At 71.2% G+C, this 17,147-nt stretch carries 13 protein-coding genes; 5 read left to right on the top strand and 8 right to left on the bottom strand.

Features of this window, described 5'->3' with window-relative positions:
- Nucleotides 1-200: 200 nt before the first annotated feature.
- Nucleotides 201-458 (bottom strand): DUF397 domain-containing protein, encoded by a 258-nt coding sequence (locus tag MYF83_RS27025; protein ID WP_248963523.1) that lies wholly within the window; start codon nucleotides 456-458, stop codon nucleotides 201-203.
- Nucleotides 459-479: 21 nt separating this feature from the next.
- Nucleotides 480-1,358, bottom strand: coding sequence for a helix-turn-helix domain-containing protein (locus MYF83_RS27030; RefSeq protein WP_308201508.1), 879 nt, complete (start codon nucleotides 1,356-1,358; stop codon nucleotides 480-482).
- Here MYF83_RS27030 and MYF83_RS27035 point away from each other — a divergent pair.
- The 3 genes from MYF83_RS27035 (at nucleotide 1,242) to MYF83_RS27045 (ending at nucleotide 4,184) form a co-directional block, all read left to right on the top strand.
- On the top strand, nucleotides 1,242-1,922 hold the full coding sequence (locus MYF83_RS27035; RefSeq protein WP_248963525.1) for an ATP-binding protein: 681 nt from the start codon (nucleotides 1,242-1,244) through the stop codon (nucleotides 1,920-1,922). The genes MYF83_RS27030 and MYF83_RS27035 overlap by 117 nt on opposite strands.
- A gap of 54 nt (nucleotides 1,923-1,976) precedes the next feature.
- Nucleotides 1,977-2,918, top strand: coding sequence for an RNA polymerase sigma factor SigJ (gene sigJ / locus MYF83_RS27040; protein ID WP_248963526.1), 942 nt, complete (start codon nucleotides 1,977-1,979; stop codon nucleotides 2,916-2,918).
- Between the two features lie 81 nt (nucleotides 2,919-2,999).
- Entirely contained in the window at nucleotides 3,000-4,184 is a 1,185-nt protein-coding gene (locus MYF83_RS27045) for an NAD(P)/FAD-dependent oxidoreductase (protein ID WP_248963527.1), read from the top strand.
- 84 nt (nucleotides 4,185-4,268) lie between these two features.
- On the opposite strand, the gene dprE2 is transcribed toward MYF83_RS27045, so the two are convergent.
- The 3 genes from dprE2 to MYF83_RS27060 form a co-directional block, all read right to left on the bottom strand.
- Nucleotides 4,269-5,117, bottom strand: coding sequence for a decaprenylphospho-beta-D-erythro-pentofuranosid-2-ulose 2-reductase (gene dprE2, locus MYF83_RS27050; RefSeq protein WP_248963528.1), 849 nt, complete (start codon nucleotides 5,115-5,117; stop codon nucleotides 4,269-4,271).
- The gene (gene dprE1 / locus MYF83_RS27055) at nucleotides 5,114-6,439 is read right to left on the bottom strand and encodes a decaprenylphosphoryl-beta-D-ribose oxidase (RefSeq protein WP_248963529.1); all 1,326 of its coding nucleotides are present in this window, start codon (nucleotides 6,437-6,439) and stop codon (nucleotides 5,114-5,116) included. The genes dprE2 and dprE1 overlap by 4 nt, the downstream gene beginning before the upstream one ends.
- 111 nt (nucleotides 6,440-6,550) lie before the next feature.
- Entirely contained in the window at nucleotides 6,551-7,468 is a 918-nt protein-coding gene (locus MYF83_RS27060) for a decaprenyl-phosphate phosphoribosyltransferase (protein ID WP_372500252.1), read from the bottom strand.
- A 198-nt stretch (nucleotides 7,469-7,666) separates the two neighbouring features.
- On the opposite strand from MYF83_RS27060, the gene MYF83_RS27065 reads away from it, so the two are divergent.
- Nucleotides 7,667-8,992 (top strand): acyltransferase family protein, encoded by a 1,326-nt coding sequence (locus MYF83_RS27065; protein ID WP_248963530.1) that lies wholly within the window; start codon nucleotides 7,667-7,669, stop codon nucleotides 8,990-8,992.
- On the opposite strand, the gene MYF83_RS27070 is transcribed toward MYF83_RS27065, so the two are convergent.
- Nucleotides 8,989-11,097 carry a glycosyltransferase family protein gene (locus MYF83_RS27070; RefSeq protein ID WP_248963531.1) on the bottom strand — a complete coding sequence of 703 codons (2,109 nt, stop codon included), beginning with the start codon at nucleotides 11,095-11,097 and terminating at the stop codon, nucleotides 8,989-8,991. The genes MYF83_RS27065 and MYF83_RS27070 overlap by 4 nt on opposite strands.
- A gap of 84 nt (nucleotides 11,098-11,181) precedes the next feature.
- Between MYF83_RS27070 and MYF83_RS27075 the strand changes: the two genes are divergently transcribed.
- The gene (locus MYF83_RS27075) at nucleotides 11,182-11,967 is read left to right on the top strand and encodes a class I SAM-dependent methyltransferase (RefSeq protein WP_372500253.1); all 786 of its coding nucleotides are present in this window, start codon (nucleotides 11,182-11,184) and stop codon (nucleotides 11,965-11,967) included.
- On the opposite strand, the gene pgfA is transcribed toward MYF83_RS27075, so the two are convergent.
- Both pgfA and MYF83_RS27085 read right to left on the bottom strand, forming a co-directional pair.
- Nucleotides 11,908-12,912 (bottom strand): cell envelope lipid trafficking protein PgfA, encoded by a 1,005-nt coding sequence (pgfA, locus tag MYF83_RS27080; RefSeq protein WP_248963533.1) that lies wholly within the window; start codon nucleotides 12,910-12,912, stop codon nucleotides 11,908-11,910. The genes MYF83_RS27075 and pgfA overlap by 60 nt on opposite strands.
- Nucleotides 12,913-12,946: 34 nt before the next feature.
- Nucleotides 12,947-17,134, bottom strand: a complete 4,188-nt coding sequence (locus MYF83_RS27085) for an alpha-(1->3)-arabinofuranosyltransferase domain-containing protein (RefSeq protein ID WP_248963534.1) — start codon at nucleotides 17,132-17,134, stop codon at nucleotides 12,947-12,949.
- Nucleotides 17,135-17,147: the final 13 nt, after the last annotated feature.

Here is a 17,147-nt window from a genome sequence, read left to right on the forward strand (position 1 = left end):
CCCCGACACATCCGATCTCATCCTCATCTGAGACCATCTCGCGCCTGGGAGGACGGTCCTAAGGCTCCCTCGCTCCAGGAGCCTGGTCCCAGAGCGATTAAGAGGTCGCCGTAGTATCCGCCGCAAATGGGCGGCCGACGCGGCCCAGGAACCGTCGAGATAGCCGGCGCTCAGGGTGCGACTGGCCGGCTGAGCTGGAACTAACGGTTCTCAGGCTCGAACCGGCCATCCTTGACGCCCGCGATGAATGCTTCCCACTCGCCTGGAGTGAACGCCAGCACCGGACCGTCGGGGTTCTTGGAATCGCGTACGAGGTAGCGCTGGTCAGCGTTCGTCTTGTGGGACGGCGCAGCCAGGGTAACGTCTGTGACCGCGAGCTCCACGCAACCGTTGCCTCCTTCGCTACGCTTGCTCTTCCGCCATGCGAGCTCACGCAGGCCGGCCGGGGGTTCGTTCATGCTGTAGCCCCTTCTTGGCGTCTAGAGACTTTCGGCAACTTCAGCGATCATCGACAGCGACTCGTCCGGACCGAGCGCCATGGCGCGCAACCGGTCGAAAGCCAGGCTATAGCGATGCACATCGGCGTCACCCTCTACGTAGAGGCTACTTGTCATTGTCTCGACATATACGACATCGGAGTCATAGGTGCCCGGAAATCCCAGTACCGTGAACGCCGCCACAGCACCGGGATGAGCACCGAGACTGTTCGGGAGCACTTGGATCGTGACGTTGGGCATTTCCGCCCGCGCAAGCAAGTGTTCGCACTGCTCACGCATGACCTTCGGTCCACCGACCACGCGCCGCAACGCGGCCTCGTCCATCACGACCCAGAGTTGCAGCAGCTCGGGCCTATGTAGAAGCCCCTGCCGAGTGAGACGGACATCCACCCTCCGATCGATCTCTTGCGCGGAAACAAGGGACATCAAGGTAGATCGGATAACGGCACGGGCGTACTTCTCCGTCTGCAGAAGGCCGTGCACGAGCAGCAGGTCATAGCGCTTCAGGTAGCTCGCCTCAGCCTCCAACTCGATGTAGTTGGCGTAGTCGGTCGGAAGCGAGTCATAGGTGTCCCACCAGCCTCGCTGTTTCGCCGTACGAGCGAGCGTCAGCAAAGCATCCCGCTTTGCGCCGGTCACCTGGTACAGATCCAACGCCCTGCCGAGGTCCTTCGCGGTCACGCCGACCCGGCAGGTCTCGATGCGGCTCACTTTGGACGGCGACCACCCAAGAGCTTCCGCCGCTTGATCTCCGCTGAGCCCGGCACGTTCCCGGAGCTTGCGCAACTCGGCGGCGAGCCTGCGACGTCGAACCGTCGGTCCATGCCCGTCAGTCACCGGACAACCACCTCCTGTGAACACGCGGCTCAGTGTTACGCATCCACGGCCGACTTCGCAGCAGGTCTCCGCGAACGAAACGATGCCTGCAATCGTGCAGAACGGCTTGCGCCGCCAACTCCGGACAGTAATCATGTCGTCACGAACGATGAATGGAGCGGCATGGTGGCAGGCGGTCTCTCGGCTACGGTCAACCTGATCGGTGCGAGAACATCGGTGCGGCGAGCGCGGCAGTTCACCCAGGACCTGCTGGGGCGAGATCACCCGGCGGTGGACGATGTGGTGCTCGTCGTCAGCGAGTTGGTCACCAATTCGGTCGTGCATTCCTGCTCAAGCCGCCAGGGCACCGTCACGCTGACCATCAGCAACGCGGACGGCGCGATCCGTGTGGAGGTCACCGACGAGGGTTCCCCGGCCAGCGCGCCCTACATCCGAGACGAACCCGGCGCCGAGAGCGGGCGGGGCCTACGGATCGTCAGCATGCTGTCCAAGGAGTGGGGTGTCACCCACCGAGGCACAACCGTCACCACCTGGTGCGATGTCCCCGTCTCGTGCGCACAGTACCCACGGGTGATCAAGCTGCCGTGATTACTTGAGGCTAGAGGCACACAGCGTGCGCTGACACGCCGTTAGGATCGGGTCATGCCTTTAACGGTGGACGACGTCGACCGGTTCGAGCTATCGAGGCCCCGTCTGGAGGCCATCGCCTACCGTCTCCTCGGCTCCGCGGACGAGGCAGAGGACGTCGTGCAGGAGACGTTCCTGCGCTGGCAGGCCGCCGACGTCGACCGCGTCGAGGTCCCCGAGGCTTGGCTGACGAAGGTACTCACCAACCTGTGCCTCAACCAGCTCACCTCCGCGCGGGCGCGCCGCGAGACCTACGTGGGCCAATGGCTTCCCGAGCCGCTGCTCGCCGGGGACCCGATGCTCGGCCCGGCCGACACCGCCGAGCAGCGCGAATCGGTCTCGTACGCGGTCCTCACCCTCATGGAGCGCCTGTCCCCCAACGAACGGGCCGTGTACGTGCTGCGGGAGGCGTTCGACTACCCGCACCGGGAGATCGCCGAGACCCTCGCCATCACCGAGGTAGCCAGCCAGCAGATCTTTCACCGCGCCAAGAAGCATGTCGCGGACGGCAAAGCCCGCGCCGAGATCGACGATGCCGCCGCCCGGCGGATCGTCGAGGAGTTCCTCGCTGCCGCCACCAGTGGCCAGACCGATGAGCTCGTACGCCTGCTCACCAAGGACGCCGTCTCCATCGGCGACGGCGGAGGGAAGGTTCCGGCACGCACCAAGGCGTTCGAGGGAGCCGTCGCGGTCGCGAAGTTCGTGTGGGGCCTGTTCAAGCCCGCCGAGGCCAAGCGCGCCATCGTCGGCGGCTCGCCCGAGGTGTACGCCTGGACCGCCAATGGCGAACCCGCCGTTGTGGCCGTCGTGGAGGGCCGGGTCGTCGCCATCATGTGCCTGGAGGTCACCGCCGAGGGCATCACCGCCTGCCGTACCCAGGCAAACCCCGACAAGCTCGAACGCGCGACCGAGCAATGGGCGGCGGTAAGCCATGGGGAGCCCCTGCTCGTAATGTGACGTGTCTCACATCGCGCTCCTGTCAGGAAACGGCGGGCCATCCGGTTCAAGTGACAAATCCGAACCGGACAGGAGCCCGAAATGCAGCACCGCATCATTGTTCTCGGAGCCGGATACACCGGAGCCAGCGCCGCCGGCCGCCTCGCCAAGCGGCTGCGCCGCGAGGACGTCGCCATCACCCTCGTCAACGCCGAGCCTGACTTCGTCGAACGCGTCCGCAACCACCAGCTGGCGACCGGCCAGGACCTCAGGCCCCGGCCACTCAGCGAGATCTACGCCGGCACCGGCGTCGAACTGAGGCTCGCGAAGGTCACCGGCGTCGACGTCGACCGCAAGACCGTCGCCATCACCGGCGCGAACGGTGCGGAAGAGCTGGAGTACGACACCCTCGTGTACGCCCTCGGCAGCGGCTGGAACAGCCAAGCCGTCCCCGGGACCGCCGAGCACGCCTACCAGATCGCCGGCCGTACCGGAGCACTCCGGCTACGCGAGCGCCTGGCGAGCCTCGATGCCGGGCAGACCGTGGTGGTGGTTGGCGGCGGGCTCACCGGCGTGGAGGCCTCAACCGAGATCGCCGAGGCCCGCCCGGACCTCGACGTCGCCCTCGCCGCCAGCGGCAGCCTCGGCGACTGGCTCTCACCCAAGGGCCGCGAGCATGTACGGAAGGTCTTCGGCAAGCTCGGCATCACCGCCTACGAGCACACCGCCATCACCGGGGTCGAAGCCGACCACGTCACCACCGCCGACGGCAGGGTCATCCCGGCCGCGGTCACCGTATGGACCGCCGGTTTCGCGGTCCACCCGATCGCGAAGGCGACCTTCCTGGAGGTTTCCGGCACCGGCCAGATCGTGGTCGACCGGACCATGCGCTCGGTTTCACACCCCGATGTGTACGCCGTCGGCGACGCGGCCATGGCAATGGGCGCCGGAGACAAGCCGCTACGGATGTCGTGCGCCTCGGGAATCCCAACCGCTTGGCTGGCCGCCGACGTCATCGCGGCGCGCCTGACCGGCCGGAAGGTCCCGAACAAGACGATCGGCTACCTCAACCAGTGCATCTCACTGGGCCGCAAGGAGGGCCTGATCCAGTACGTCACAGCCGACGACCGCGCCAAGCAGGTGGCCCTGCGCGGCCGGCTGGCCGCCGCCTACAAGGAACTGATCTGCAAGAGCGCCGCATGGAGCGTCGCCAACCCGACACTTGGGATGCCGACCCGGCACCACCGCGTTACGCGTGAGCAGACGCTAAAGCAGGAGACTGTATGAACATCGTTGTGGACGACCTTTCCGGCCCGCAGATCGCCGAGTTCATGGAAACGAGAGATCAGCGCGGTACGTGGGCCGCCTGTTTCAGCGGGGGAGGCGGCGCCAGAGTGGACGTGGCAGGGCGCGCATCACAGTGAAGAGCAGGCGGAGTTTGCCGGGGACCCAGAGGGTTTCTGTGCCGTCGCGCAGGCCCTGGACGACGGCGTCGGCCACCGCGGCCGGGGTGGTGGACATCGGGGCCGGGGTCATGCCCTTGGTCATGCGGCCGATCACGAAGCCGGGGCGCACCACCATAACGCGGACGCCGGAGCCGTGCAGGGCGTCGCCGAGGCCTTGGGCGAAGCCGTCGAGGCCCGCCTTGGCCGCGCCGTAGACGAAGTTGGCCCGCCGTACCCGCACCCCGGCCACCGAGGAGAGCACGACCAGCGTGCCGTGGCCCTGCTCGCGCAGCCGCCGGGCGGCGAACAGGCCGGCGGAGACGTGGCCGCCGAAGTTGACCGTGATGGACTCGGCGGCGGAGACCGGATCGGCGTCGTAGGTGGCCTGGTCGCCGAGCACGCCGAAGGCCGGGATCACGACGTCGAGGTCCCCGACCAGGTCCACGGCGGAGTCGATCACCTGACCGTGCGTCTCCGGCCGCGTCGCGTCGAAGCCGATCACGAATACCTCCGCGCCGAGCTTCTTCAGCCGTACGACGGCCGCGTCCATCGCGTGCGCGCTCTCGGCCACCTGCGGTCCATCGGCCGCCTCCGCTGGGCGGGCGCTGCCGGCGACTTGCGGTTCATCCCCCGCGTCGGCCGTGGTGCCGCCGCGGGCGGCGAGGACGATGTGGCGGGCGCCGTCGCGGACCAGGCGCTCGACGATGGCCAGGCCGATCTCGCTGCGCCCGCCGAGCAGCAGCACCGAGTCCACCGAGCCGAGAGCGTTCTTCACAGCGAGAGTCTCCTTGCCAGGTCTGAACGGAATACCCCGGCGGGGTCGGCGCTGTCGCGGATCTTGCGCCATTCGGCCAGGCGCGGGTACATGGCGGGCAGCAGCTCGGCCCGCATCCGGGAGTCTTTGGCCAGGTAGACGCGCCCGCCGGCCTCCGCCACCCACTCGTCGAACTCCCGTAGCAGCCCGGCGAGGCCCGCCTGGCCTGACGGGATGTCCAGGGCCAGGGTCCAGCCGGGCAGCGGGAAGGAGAGCATTCCCGGCGTGCCGGGGCCGAACCGCTTGAGCACGGTGAGGAACGACACGACTCCCTCGGCCGACAGCCGCGAGACGATGCGCCGCAGCGCCGGCTCCTCGCCGAACGGCACGACGAACTGGTACTGGACGAACCCCCGCGACCCGTAGACGCGGTTCCATCCGTCGACGAAGTCCAGAGGGTGGAAGAAGGGGGCGAGGTCCTGGACGACGCGCCGCTCGCGTGACTTGGCGTACCAGGCCTCGTTGAAGGCCCGCACGGAGAGCCGGTTGAGCAGGCCGTTCGGCGCCCAGGGCGGGGCGGCCAGCCGTGCGGCGGGGGCGAAGGCCAGCGGGTCTGTCCCGGCGGGGAGCTCGTCCCGGCGCGCGTGGTCGCCACGGGTCAGCACGCTGCGGCCCATCCGCGGGCCGCGCGCGAGCAGGTCGATCCAGGCGACCGTGTACCGGTACCGGTCGTCGGTGGCCGTCATGACCTCCAGCGTGTGGTCCAGGTCGCGGGTGCGCTCGACGTCGACGCGCATACGCGAGGTCTCGATGGGCACGCAGGCGAAGCTCGCCTCGGCGATGAGACCGGTCAGGCCCATCCCTCCCACGGTGGCCCAGAACAGCTCGTCCTCGGGGGTCAGCACGTGGACGTTCCCCCCGGCGGTGACCAGCGTCAGCGACCGGAGGTGGGCGCCGAAGGAGGAGTCGATGTGGTGGTTCTTGCCGTGCACGTCGGCCGCGATGGCGCCGCCCACGGTGATGTGGCGGGTGCCCGGGGTGACGGGGACGAACCAGCCTCGGGGGACGAGGGCGCGCATCAGGTCGTGCAGGCTCATGCCGGCGGAGGCGGTGACCACGCCCGTGGCGGGGTCGAGCGACCAGCGGTCCCGCATCGCCGTGACGTCCACGACCATGCCCCCGGCGTTCTGGGCGGCGTCGCCGTAGGACCGGCCGAGGCCGCGCGCGATCAGCCCGCGCGGAGGCGCCTTGGCCACCAGGGCGGCCAGTTCCTCGGGCGTGCGCGCCGGGACGAGCTTGGCGGGCGTGGGAGCGGTGCGCCCCCAGCCGGTCAGGAAGGTCATCGCAGATAGATCCCGGTCAGGAAGGTCATCTCGCGTGGGTCTCGATCAGAGCGGCCATCGCCCGCACAGCCCCATCACAACGGTCATCACACCCACATCCCATCAGGTCCGTCATCGTACGTAGATCCCGACGACGAGCAGGACGATGAGCAGGGCGGTGTAAAGCTGGAGGGGGCGGTCATGGAGGGCCAGTTCCTCCGGCTCCTCTCCTATCCCCCGGTCGACGAGCAGGTTGTGCCGCAGCACGATCAGGACGAACGGGACGATGCTCGCACCGTAGAGGGTGTCGGCGTGGATCTGCAGCGCCCACAGGCAGTACGTGACGATCATCGCGCCGGAGGCCATCGACCGGACGTGGGCGAGGTAGCTCGGCGTGTAGGTGACCAGGGTCGCGCGGGTGCCGTTGGTCCCCTGGTTGCGCATCTCGGCCTCCCGCTTGCCGACCACGACCTGGAGCGAGCCGAGCGAGATGACCACCAGGAACCAGCTGGTCACGGGCACGTCCACCGCGACGGCGCCGGCGAAGGCCCGGATCAGGTGGCATCCCGCGACGGCGACGAGGTCGAGGACCGCCTCGTGCTTCAGCCAGTAGGTGTAGGAGAGGGTGAGCACGACGTAGCCGGCCACGACGGCCGGGAGCCGCCAGCCTCCGGCGAGCGCGGCGAAGGCGGGGGCCGCGGCGATGAACAGGACTCCGGCGACCCGGGCCAGGCCCACCGGCACGATGCCGGCCGCGATCGGGCGCAGCCGCTTGCGCGGGTGGCGCCGGTCGGCCTCGGCGTCGGCGGCGTCGTTGAGCAGGTAGGTGCCGCTGGCGGCGAGACAGAAGGCCGCGAACGCCACGAGGGTGTCGCGCAGGCCGGCCGGGGTGGTGAGCACTCCCGCCGCGGCCGGGGCGGCGAAGACGAGGACGTTCTTCAGCCACTGCCGGGGACGGCACGCGCGGACGAACCCGCGGATGCGCGCTCCCGCGCCCAGGGTCTCGGTGGCGGTGTCCGACGAGCGCACGCCGGCGTGTCCGGTGGTCACGCCATTGCTCCTCCTGGGAAGCCGCTGGACGGCCAGGGCCCGGCGGGGGTGGTGTGCTCGCTCACGACGACGCGCCTGGCAGTGCAGGGGCTTCGCGATGATACGTCCTGAAACAAAGTTCTAATTCGGGATATGTTAGTTCGGCGAGTGACCCCACGTCACGAGGGATGCCAAAAGGTGACAGAAACAGGTTCTAGATTGCGCGCCCCAGAGCAGACCGCCGCCCCCGGCGAGGCAGGCGCTTCTGGCGAGGCAGGCGCCCTCGGCAAGGCCGGCACCCTCGGCAAGGCTGCGAAGGACGGTGGAGGGCCGCCGTCGGCCACCGGTCACCTCGACGCGCTGGACGGGATGCGGGCCGTCGCCGCGTTCGCGGTGCTGACCTTCCACGTGGCCATCGAGTCGGCCACCGCCCTGCAGAACAACTTCTTCGCCGCCCTGCTGGCACGGGGCGACGTGGCCGTGCCGATCTTCTTCACGCTGTCCGGGCTGCTGCTGTACCGGCCGTACGCGCGGGCCGTGCTGGAGGGGACGAGACCGCCGGCCACCGGCACCTACCTGGTCAAGCGGGCGCTGCGCATCCTGCCCGCGTACTGGCTGGTCGTGGCGGCCGCGATGCTGCTGTGGTCGCGCGACCACCTCGGCGACCTCAAGACGTGGCTGCAGATGGTGTTCCTGGCCCAGAACTACGAGCTCCACCCATGGTGGTTCGGCCTCGGCCCGAAGGGGCTGGCACAGATGTGGAGCCTGTGCGTCGAGATGGCCTTCTACCTAGTGCTTCCGCTGGTGGCGGCGCTGCTCGCGATGTTCGCGCGCCGGGGCGGTACGAGCATCGGCCAGCGGGCGCGGCGGCTGCTGATCGGCCTCGCGGTGCTCTCGGCGATCTCCTACCTGTGGACGGTGGCGAGCTACTACCCCGAATACCGGCCCTACATGAACACCTGGCTCCCCCGCGCCTGGACGTTCTTCGCGCCCGGCATGGCCCTGGCCGTGGTGTCGGTGTGGGCGCGGCGCGAGCAGGACGGCCCCGCCGCCCGTTTCGTCCGCGCGGTGAACGCCTCGCCCGGCACCCTGTGGCTGGTGGCGGCCCTCGCCTACGCGGTCGCGGCGTCCCCGGTGACCGGCCCGAGGTTCTCGGGGATCGACGGGGTCTGGAGCGGCATGTTCGAGCTGGCCCTGTACAGCGTGGTCGCCGCGTGCCTGGTCGCGCCGTGCGCCCTGCTGGCGAGCGCGGACGCCCCGATCAGCCGGCTGCTCGGCAACCCGGTCATGCGCTTCTTCGGGCGGATCTCCTACGGGGTGTTCCTGTGGCAGTTCGTCGCGCTCTACCTGTGGTACGACCTCACCGAGCAGCGGCCGTTCTCGGGGAACTTCCTGGTCAACCTGATCGTGGTGGGGGCGCTGACGATCGGGCTCGCCACCCTCACCTACCGGTACGTCGAGGAGCCGGCGCGCGGCCTCATCCGGTTCCTGCGCCCGGCGAAGGCGTCCCGGCCGGTGTCCGAGCCGGTGTCCGAGCCGGTCTAGGGGGTCGGCGTCACGGCGGGCTTGCGGGTCTGCCGCGCGGCCGGCGTCGCGCCGGTCTTCCCCGCCGGAGTCGCGGCGGGCCGCGAGGCCGGGGTCGCGGCAGGCTGAACCGGCGTGGCGGTGGGTGGAGGCGGAGTCACGGCCCCCTGCGGAGCCGGCGCGGCGGGCGGTGGCGGCGCGTTCACCGGAACCGCCGCCCCGAGCGCGAACCCCCTGAGGCAGACCCCCGCCGAGGGGTCGTCGACGCGCAGCAGCAGGCCCTTGCCCGGCGTGAGGATCGGGAAGTGCAGCAGCCCCGACGAGGTCGCCGCGAGGTTGAGCTGCTGGCTGCGCCCGCTGATCTCGATGGAGACCGAGGTCGGCCGCTTGGCCGAGTAGGCCAGGCCGGCCACCCCGTCCGGGCCGCCCCAGCTCACCGGCTCGGGGTAGTAGACGGCGCCTTCGAGGGTCGGCAGGCACTTCTTCTTCGGGGGAGGCACCTGCGCGAAGGCGGGGGCGACGCTCACCGGGACCAGCCGGCCGCTGTCGTCGAACACCATGGCGTGCTCGGACGGCTCGGGCACGCGCATCTTGGCGCGGATCGCGGGCGGCGCGAGCGGGGCGAGCAGGTGGTGGCTGAGGCGGCGGTTGCCGTTCCAGGAGAGCACGATGGACTCCGGCACGGCCCGCGAGAAGATCACCGTCCCGGCGGGGGCCTTGGCGAGCGAGGCCCGCACATTGTCGAGGTAGGCGCGCACGCGGTCCCCGGACAGCGTCTGGCGGTAGTTCTCGATGGAGACGACCGACATGACCAGGAAGGCTCCGACGGTCAGCCCGGCGACGAGCGGGACGGCGCTCCCGGCCGGGACGGACCGGCGGTAGGCGTCGGGCTCGTCGCGCAGCGGCAGCAGGGCGGCGCCGAGGCACAGGGCGAACACCACGACGGCGTCGGCGACGTAGCGGGTCTCCGCGCCGACCAGCCCGAGCGCGGTGCCCCGGGCGATCACCGTGGGTATGGCGTCGACGGCCACCACGTAGACGACGAAGATGACCCACGCGCGTGCCGCGCGAAACCGGTAGAGCAGGGTGGCGGCCACCACCACCGCGAGCACGGCCCACGCGGCGGCGACCAGGAGCGTCGAGGGGTGGGCCATGCCGCCGGTCGAGGGCACGGGGCTCCAGGAGAGCGGGCCGCCGACCAGGCCGGCGGGCAGGGTGCGGCCGAGGAGCGTGCCGGCCAGGTCGGTGGCGACGTCCACCTTGGGCAGCGCCGCGCCCTCGCCGGGCGCGGTGTACTGCCGCGACAGGTACAGGGCGGTGTAGCCGCCCATCAGCAGCAGGTGCGCCCCCCACAGCCGCCAGTGGTCGCGCAGCTCCCGCGCCATGGCGGTGAGCCATCCGCCTTCGGCATGCCGGCGGGGTTCTCCCTGGCCCTGCCTCGGGACTTCGCCCTCGTTCTGCCGCCGGGGCCGCAGGAAGGCGGTGGTGAGCGCGAACAGCAGCAGGGGCAGGAACACGCCCTTGGTGCTGAAGGCCATGCCGAAGACCACCCAGCCGAGCGCCTTCCAGGCGTACCGGGTGCCCTCGCCGCGCGCGTGGCGGAGCTGTGCCGAGACCGCGAGCACGATCGCGAGCTGCAGCGGGACGGCGTTGATCGCCGCCGACCACCAGCTGAAGGCGGGGATGGTGAGCGGGCTGAACAGGTAGACGGCGAGCGGCAGCAGGATGCCGGCCCGGGGGCCGAACAGCTGCCACAGCAGCCGGAACAGCAGCACCGAGATGAGCGCCTGAAGTACGAACGTCACCGAGGCGACCAGCAGCCAGTCGTAGGCGGCGAGCCGCGACTCCACCCACGTGAGCGCGAGCGCGCCGGGCATCAGGTGGCCCTTGTGGATGCGGAACAGGAAGTCGAAGGTCAACTCGTGCTCGTAGGCGTCACCCACGAACAGCAGATCGTCCTCGATGAAGTAGGCGCTGCGCAGGACGGGCACGCGCAGCGCCAGCGACGCCAGGACGAGCAGCGTGCCGATCAGCAGCACGGGGTTGGCCAGCCGGGCCAGCCATCTCGGGTAGGCGATGCGCACGGTCGGCTGCTCCGGCTGCTCGACCGCAATGGTCTGCGGCAACGGTCCCTCCGATCATGTCCCCGGTAGCTACCCCCGAGTAACGAACACCCTACGAGCCACGCAAATCAGACGCAACGCAGTGTTATGCTCCCGCACACTCGACCACTCCGTAAGGGGAAAGCAGACGTGGAGACCCCGAACGCGCCCTTCCGCGCCACGCTGGGCCGGTCGGTCCGGCTGCTGTCGGCCTTCCGCAAGGAGCAGACCGACCCCGACTTCTTCTACGGCATGCTGGCCCGCGACACGGCCGCGCAGCTCGCCACCTACACCGACCTGTCCGGCGCGCTCGTGGCGGACGTGGGGGGCGGCCCGGGGTACTTCACCGAGGTGCTGCGGGCCCACGGCGCGCGGACGCTCTGCGTGGACTGCGACGCCGGGGAGATGATGGCCAGGGACGGCGCCGTGCCGGAGGGCGCGATCCTCGGCAGCGCTCTGGACATCCCGCTGCGCGACGGCTCGGTCGACGTCTGCTTCTCCTCCAACGTGCTGGAACACGTGCCCGACCCGTGGCGCATGGCCGCCGAGATGGTGCGGGTGACCCGGCCCGGCGGCGTCGTCTACCTGTCGTTCACGAACTGGCTGTCCCCCTGGGGTGGCCACGAGACCTCCCCCTGGCACTACCTCGGCGGGCACCGCGCCGCACGCCGCTACACGCGCCGCCTGGGCCACCGGCCCAAGAACGTGTACGGGGAGGGCCTCTACCCCGTCTCGGTGGCGGGCGCCCTGCGCTGGGCGCGGTCCCGCACGGACGCCGAGGTGATCGCCGCCCGGCCCCGCTACCACCCCGAGTGGGCCACCGGTGTGATCCATCTACCCGGCGTCCGCGAGATCGTGACCTGGAACCTGCTGCTCGTCCTGCGCCGCCGCTGAGTCCGCGGGCGCCGCCGAGTCCCGCGCCTTCGCGCGGCGCCGCACGCGTACGGCCACGGCGACCGGCACCAGGACCAGCACCAGGAAGGCGACCGGCATCACATCCCTGATCAGGATCGCCCACGTGCGGAACCCGGACGCCTCGGCGGCCTGGGCCTGGACGTCTCCGGCGTCGGTCACCAGGTCGGCCTGGAAGCTCACCAGGCGGTCCACCTGGTCGGGCGTGCGCAGCGTGTCGACCCGCTGCTCGCGGATCTTGACCGGCAGGCCGCTCTCGGGCTCCACCCACAGCGTCTTGGTGATCCGCACGTACCTGGCCACGCTGACGAGCCGCCACGCGGGCATCCCGAGCACCCTGCCCGGCACCTGGTCGGGCAGGTCCTCCACCTTGGCGGGGCCGACGGTGTAGGAGTAGCGGCGCACGGGCAGGCCCTCGATCTCCTCCTCGCCCTCGTACCGCAGGGTGACCTCGCGCTTGAGCACCGGGTCGAACATCGGATACCCGCGCGGCTCGGCGCCGTAGGGCAGCCGGAAGGCCAGCCCGGTCTGGCGCACGGCCGTGTCGTCGTCGATGTACTGGCCGCAGCAGTTGACGGCGAGCCCGGTGCGCCGGTCGAAGGCGGTCCTGCGCTCGTGGTAGTCGATGCGCTGGCCGTACGCGGTCTCCAGCGAGGAGAACTCCACCCACACCGCCGTGCGCCCGTCCCCGGCGGTCGGGTCGCCGTACAGCGAGACGGTGTCGGTCACCGGCACGCCGGCGCGGAGCCGGAACGTCGCGGTGTCCAGGTAGGTGGCGGCCTCGGCGCCCAGGTGGTACACCCTGCGCTGCTCCAGGGGGAGCAGGAGGCCGTTGGGGTACACGTAGGAGCGGAACAGCACCGCCATGGTCACCAGGAACGCCACGGCGACGTAGCAGGCCGTCCTGACGAGCTGGGCGCGGGTCATCCGGGCCCCTCCCCTCTGGCCGGCCGGGCGCGGGTCATCCGGGCACCTCCACCGGCTGCCGCTCGCGAGGGTCGGGCAGGGCCGCCGGGCCGCGCAGGCGTTCCGGTGCCGGCACGGCGACCAGCAGGCGGACGATCACCACCAGGCAGCAGAGCTGGGGTACCAGGCCGGTCAGCTGCTCCACCCCGAGCACGGTCCCGACTGCCGCGCTCAGCCCCGCCAGGACGAGCGCGGCGGCGGGCACCCAGGAGGACAGTGCGGCCCGGGCGGCGCGCCGCGGCCGGCCGCCGTCGGCGTGCCGGGCTGCGAGCACGCGCGGCAGCCACAGCCCCACCACAGTCAGCGCCGGCACCAGCACCGCGCCGGCGAGGCCGCCGGTCCACAGGCCGGCCAGCGGCGCGGCGAGCCAGATCCAGCGGGCCGTGACCCTGCCGGGCCCCACCGGCGGCGGCCGGTTCGCCCTCCTGCCGCGCACCCACGCGAGGACGAGAACGGCCAGGATGAGGCTCAGGCCGACCAGCAGCGACAGCCGGTACGTCGCGTCGGGTTCGTAGCGCAGCACCACGGTCCCCGAGCCCGCCGGAAGGATCCACGCCTGCCGCCAGCCGTCCAGGCGTACCGGCGTGAGCTGCGCGCCCTTGAGGTAGGCGTGCCAGCCCGCGTTGTAGTTCTCGTTGACGGTCAGGTAGGAGCGCTCGGAGGCCGTGACCGTCAGCCGCCGCTCCTCGGGGCCCCAGGCCTCGACGCGGGCCGGCTGGACCCGCGTGGTGCCGGCGTCGGCGGCCGGCTCCCCCCGCAGGACGACCGACCTGACGCGGAAGGCGTCGGTGGAGGAGGCGTCGACGTAGGTCATCCCGGGGATGAGCCGCACCGGCTGGCATCCGGCGTAGTTCAGCGGGCGCCCGTTCAGCACGTCGTTGAGCGTCCCGCCGACGATGCGGGTCGGCACGGTGGTGCCGTCGACCTCCAGGGTGGGCCCGTAGCCGCACGGCAGCCGGAGCGGGAACCCGCCGAGCTGGCCGAGCGGCTTCACGCCGGGGATGGTGATCTCGGTGACCTCGATGGACCGGGAGGCGGGCCCGGTGAACTCGATGTCCAGCCGCCGGGTCGTGAGGGCGGGGAACGCCACCCGCCCGTCGCCGCCGACCCACGCCTGGACGGTCCGCGACCCCGCCCTGATGGTGACCTTCACCGGTGGCTTGCCGAGGAAGGAGTCGGGGAACAGCACCTTGATCTCGGAGAACCGCCTGGCCCTGCCGAGGTCGATGGAGAGCGTGGGATGCCGGTCGAACGGCTGGGCGTACCACAGGGTCCGCACGTCGCCGTCCATGGCGGCCCGGCCGAGCACGGCGGGGTAGTCGGTGATCGTCGAGGACGCGGACACGTGCGGGTAGTCGTTCGGCAGCGTGGTCAGCAGGGTGGCGGACCTGGGGTCGGTGAGCACGGCGGTGCCGCTGACGATGCGGGTCTGCTCCTTGTTCACCGCGAACAGCCGCTGGAAGCCGTAGCCGTCCTCGCCGAGGATCTCCAGCCGGCGCGAGCAGGTCCAGGCGGACGAGCCGCGCATGCAGGCCGGCGCCTTGCCCTGCGCGGTGAGCAGCACGGTGCCCGCGTCAGCGCCGCCGGGCAGCCCCGGCGCGGCGATGGCCCTCGCGGGCCGCACGCCCGGGATGGCGACCTCGGTGATGCCCACCCGGCCGCCGAACGGGTTCTTCGGCTGGTAGGCGAGCTTGGTGACCTTGATGCGCAGCCAGGTGGTCGGCCCCTGGGGCGGGGTGAACAGCTGCGGGTCGGGGGTCTGGCGGACGGCGACGCGCCGCGTCCCGGTCGCCGTCGACAGTTCGACCTCGGCGACCGGCGGGCCGATTGGTCCCTGCTCGAAGGCGATGGTGATGTCCTTCATCCGGACCGGCTCGACGAACCGCGTCTCCAGCCACTCGCCGAGCGCGCCGTTCCAGCCGTCCGAGCGCCAGCCGGTGCGCGTGTCGCCGTCGAACGCCGCGTACGGCAGGCGTCCGGGGTCGCGCTCGCCGGCGGCGGCGTTGATGTCGGCGTCGGAGGAGGAGGCTCGGACGTCGTCGATGCCCAGGTAGCGCGCGGAGGAGGTGGCGGAGGTCCAGGCGGGGTCGAGCAGGTCGGTGGTGGCGTCCTGCTTGGCCCCCTCTGCGAGGGTGGGGCCGGCGCTCCTGCGGACGTCGCCGAAGACCATGCGGCGCCGGCGCAGGGTGTCGGTGGCCACGGTCTTCCTGGCCGGCACCGCGGCGGCGCCTGGCTCGTCGCCGACGAGCACGGGGGCGTCGTCCTTCAGCACCCCCTGCTCGGCCATGGCGAGGACGCCCTCGGGGGCGCCGGCCATCCGCAGCGTCGCGCCGGTGGGGACGATCCCGGCGATGGGCGCGGGGTCCGGCACCGCGTACACCTCGAGGGCCGGATACGCCTGGTCGAACCAGTTGGAGGCCGTGGTGTTGGAGATCTGGCCGACCAGCGGGCCGAACTGGGCCACGCGCACCAGACCGGTGGAGTCCTCGAGGGTCTGGTGGACGCGGGCGGGCCACGCCGAGCCGATGGTGTCGCGGGCCAGGTCGTTGCGGACGAGCAGGTACTTCACCCCGATGCGGCGCAGGGTGGTCGTGAGGCCCTCCGAGCCTTCGCCGTTGGAGAAGCGCTCGTCGACGGCCTGGAGGAGGCGTGCCAGCCCGGCCGAGCCCCACGGGACGTTGGAGTGCGTGGCCCAGCGCACGGTCAGCAGCGACTGCATGGGCTCGTCGAGCGGCCTGCCCCACAGGTACTCCCCGCGCTTGGAGCCGGGCACGGCGAGCACCATGCCGTGGCCGGTGTTGGCGTTGAGCCAGGTGGCGGCGTCCCTCCAGTAAGAGGGCAGGTCGGTGAAGGCCCCCGCGGGGGTGATCCCGGCCGTCGCTACGGGCAGTACGGCGAGCCCGGCCAGCCCGGTGGTCACGGCGGCCAGGCCGAGCCGGAAAGCCTGCGGACGCCAGAGCGTCGGGCCGAGCCGGATGGGGTGCGGACGCCAGGTGAGCAGGGCCGCCAGGCCCAGGGCCAGCGGCAGCCGCAGCAGCGCGTCGAACTTGTGCAGGTTGCGGAACGGCGCGAGCGGGCCGTCGAGCAGGTTCCTGACCTGCTCGGACCAGGGGAACGCCAGCGCGTCGGCGTGCCCGGCGCTGACGATCATGATTCCCGCGAGCACCGACAGCGCCAGGAACGTCCGCTCGGGGGTGGAGCGGCGGATCAGTCCCGCGAGGCCGAGTGCGGCGACGGCGGCGGTCACGACGATCAGCCAGGGCAGGGTGGCCTGGTCGTAGGCGGCGGGCAGCCACGGCCTGCCGTCCACGGGCAGGAAGGAGATCCAACTGGAGGTGCCGCGCAGCGTGTTGAGCAGGGACGTCACGCCCGTGGTGGCGCTCGCCGTCTCGATGAAGGGCAGGAAGGAGAAGATGTAGCGGCCGAGTACGACCAGCGGCACCAGCCACCACATCGACACGGCCACGACGCAGGTCAGCCACCAGAGCAGCAGCCGCCGCTTGCGCGGGCCGTTCTCCCGGGTGAGCAGGTAGAGCAGCGGGACGACGAGGACGGCCAGTTCGGCCGCGGCGTTGATGCCGCCCGCGAACAGGAACGCGACGGCGGACATGGCGGCGGCGCGGCGGGGGCCGATGCTCCCCTCCGCGCCGTGCACGAGCGGCAGCAGGATCCACGGCAGGACCGCGCTGGGCTGGAACTCCGAGGAGTTGACGCCGACGAGCGCCAGCGCGTGCGGCGCGAGCGCGTACGTGAGGCCGGCCAGCAGCCTGGTGCCCGGGGAGCCGATGCGCAGGGCGCGCGCGAGCCGCTCGACGCCGAGGAACGCGGCGCACAGCACCAGGGTCATCCACAGCCGCTGGATGTTCCACGCCGGCATGTCGAGCCACCGGAACAGGGCGTAGAACGGCCCCATCGGGAACAGGTAGCCGTACGCCTGGTTCTGCAGGTGGCCGAAGAACGCGTCGTCCCACAGGTGGCCGGCCCGCTCCAGGAACCCGACGGGGTTGACCGCCATGTCGAGCTTGGTCTCGGCGATCACCTCGCCCGGCGAGGTGTTGAAGGCGATCGCCCCGAGGAGCAGGCAGCCCGCCAGCAGGCGGAGCCACCGGCGTAACCGGGATCCCGGGGCATCGGACCCGGCACGGCCGGCCGTCAGGCGGCGGAACCAGGCTTCAACGGTCAAAACACGGCCTTGG

The organism is Sphaerisporangium perillae, from assembly GCF_023276435.1.
GTDB lineage: Bacteria > Actinomycetota > Actinomycetes > Streptosporangiales > Streptosporangiaceae > Sphaerisporangium > Sphaerisporangium perillae.

Excerpts from the sequence above, each read along its gene's own strand:
- MYF83_RS27025 (WP_248963523.1), bottom strand. The coding sequence starts at position 458 with ATGAACGAACCCCCGGCCGGCCTGCGTGAGCTCGCATGGCGGAAGAGC.
- sigJ (WP_248963526.1), top strand. The coding sequence starts at position 1,977 with ATGCCTTTAACGGTGGACGACGTCGACCGGTTCGAGCTATCGAGGCCC.
- MYF83_RS27045 (WP_248963527.1), top strand. The coding sequence starts at position 3,000 with ATGCAGCACCGCATCATTGTTCTCGGAGCCGGATACACCGGAGCCAGC.
- dprE1 (WP_248963529.1), bottom strand. The coding sequence starts at position 6,439 with ATGACCTTCCTGACCGGCTGGGGGCGCACCGCTCCCACGCCCGCCAAG.
- MYF83_RS27075 (WP_372500253.1), top strand. The coding sequence starts at position 11,182 with ATGCTCCCGCACACTCGACCACTCCGTAAGGGGAAAGCAGACGTGGAG.
- pgfA (WP_248963533.1), bottom strand. The coding sequence starts at position 12,912 with ATGACCCGCGCCCAGCTCGTCAGGACGGCCTGCTACGTCGCCGTGGCG.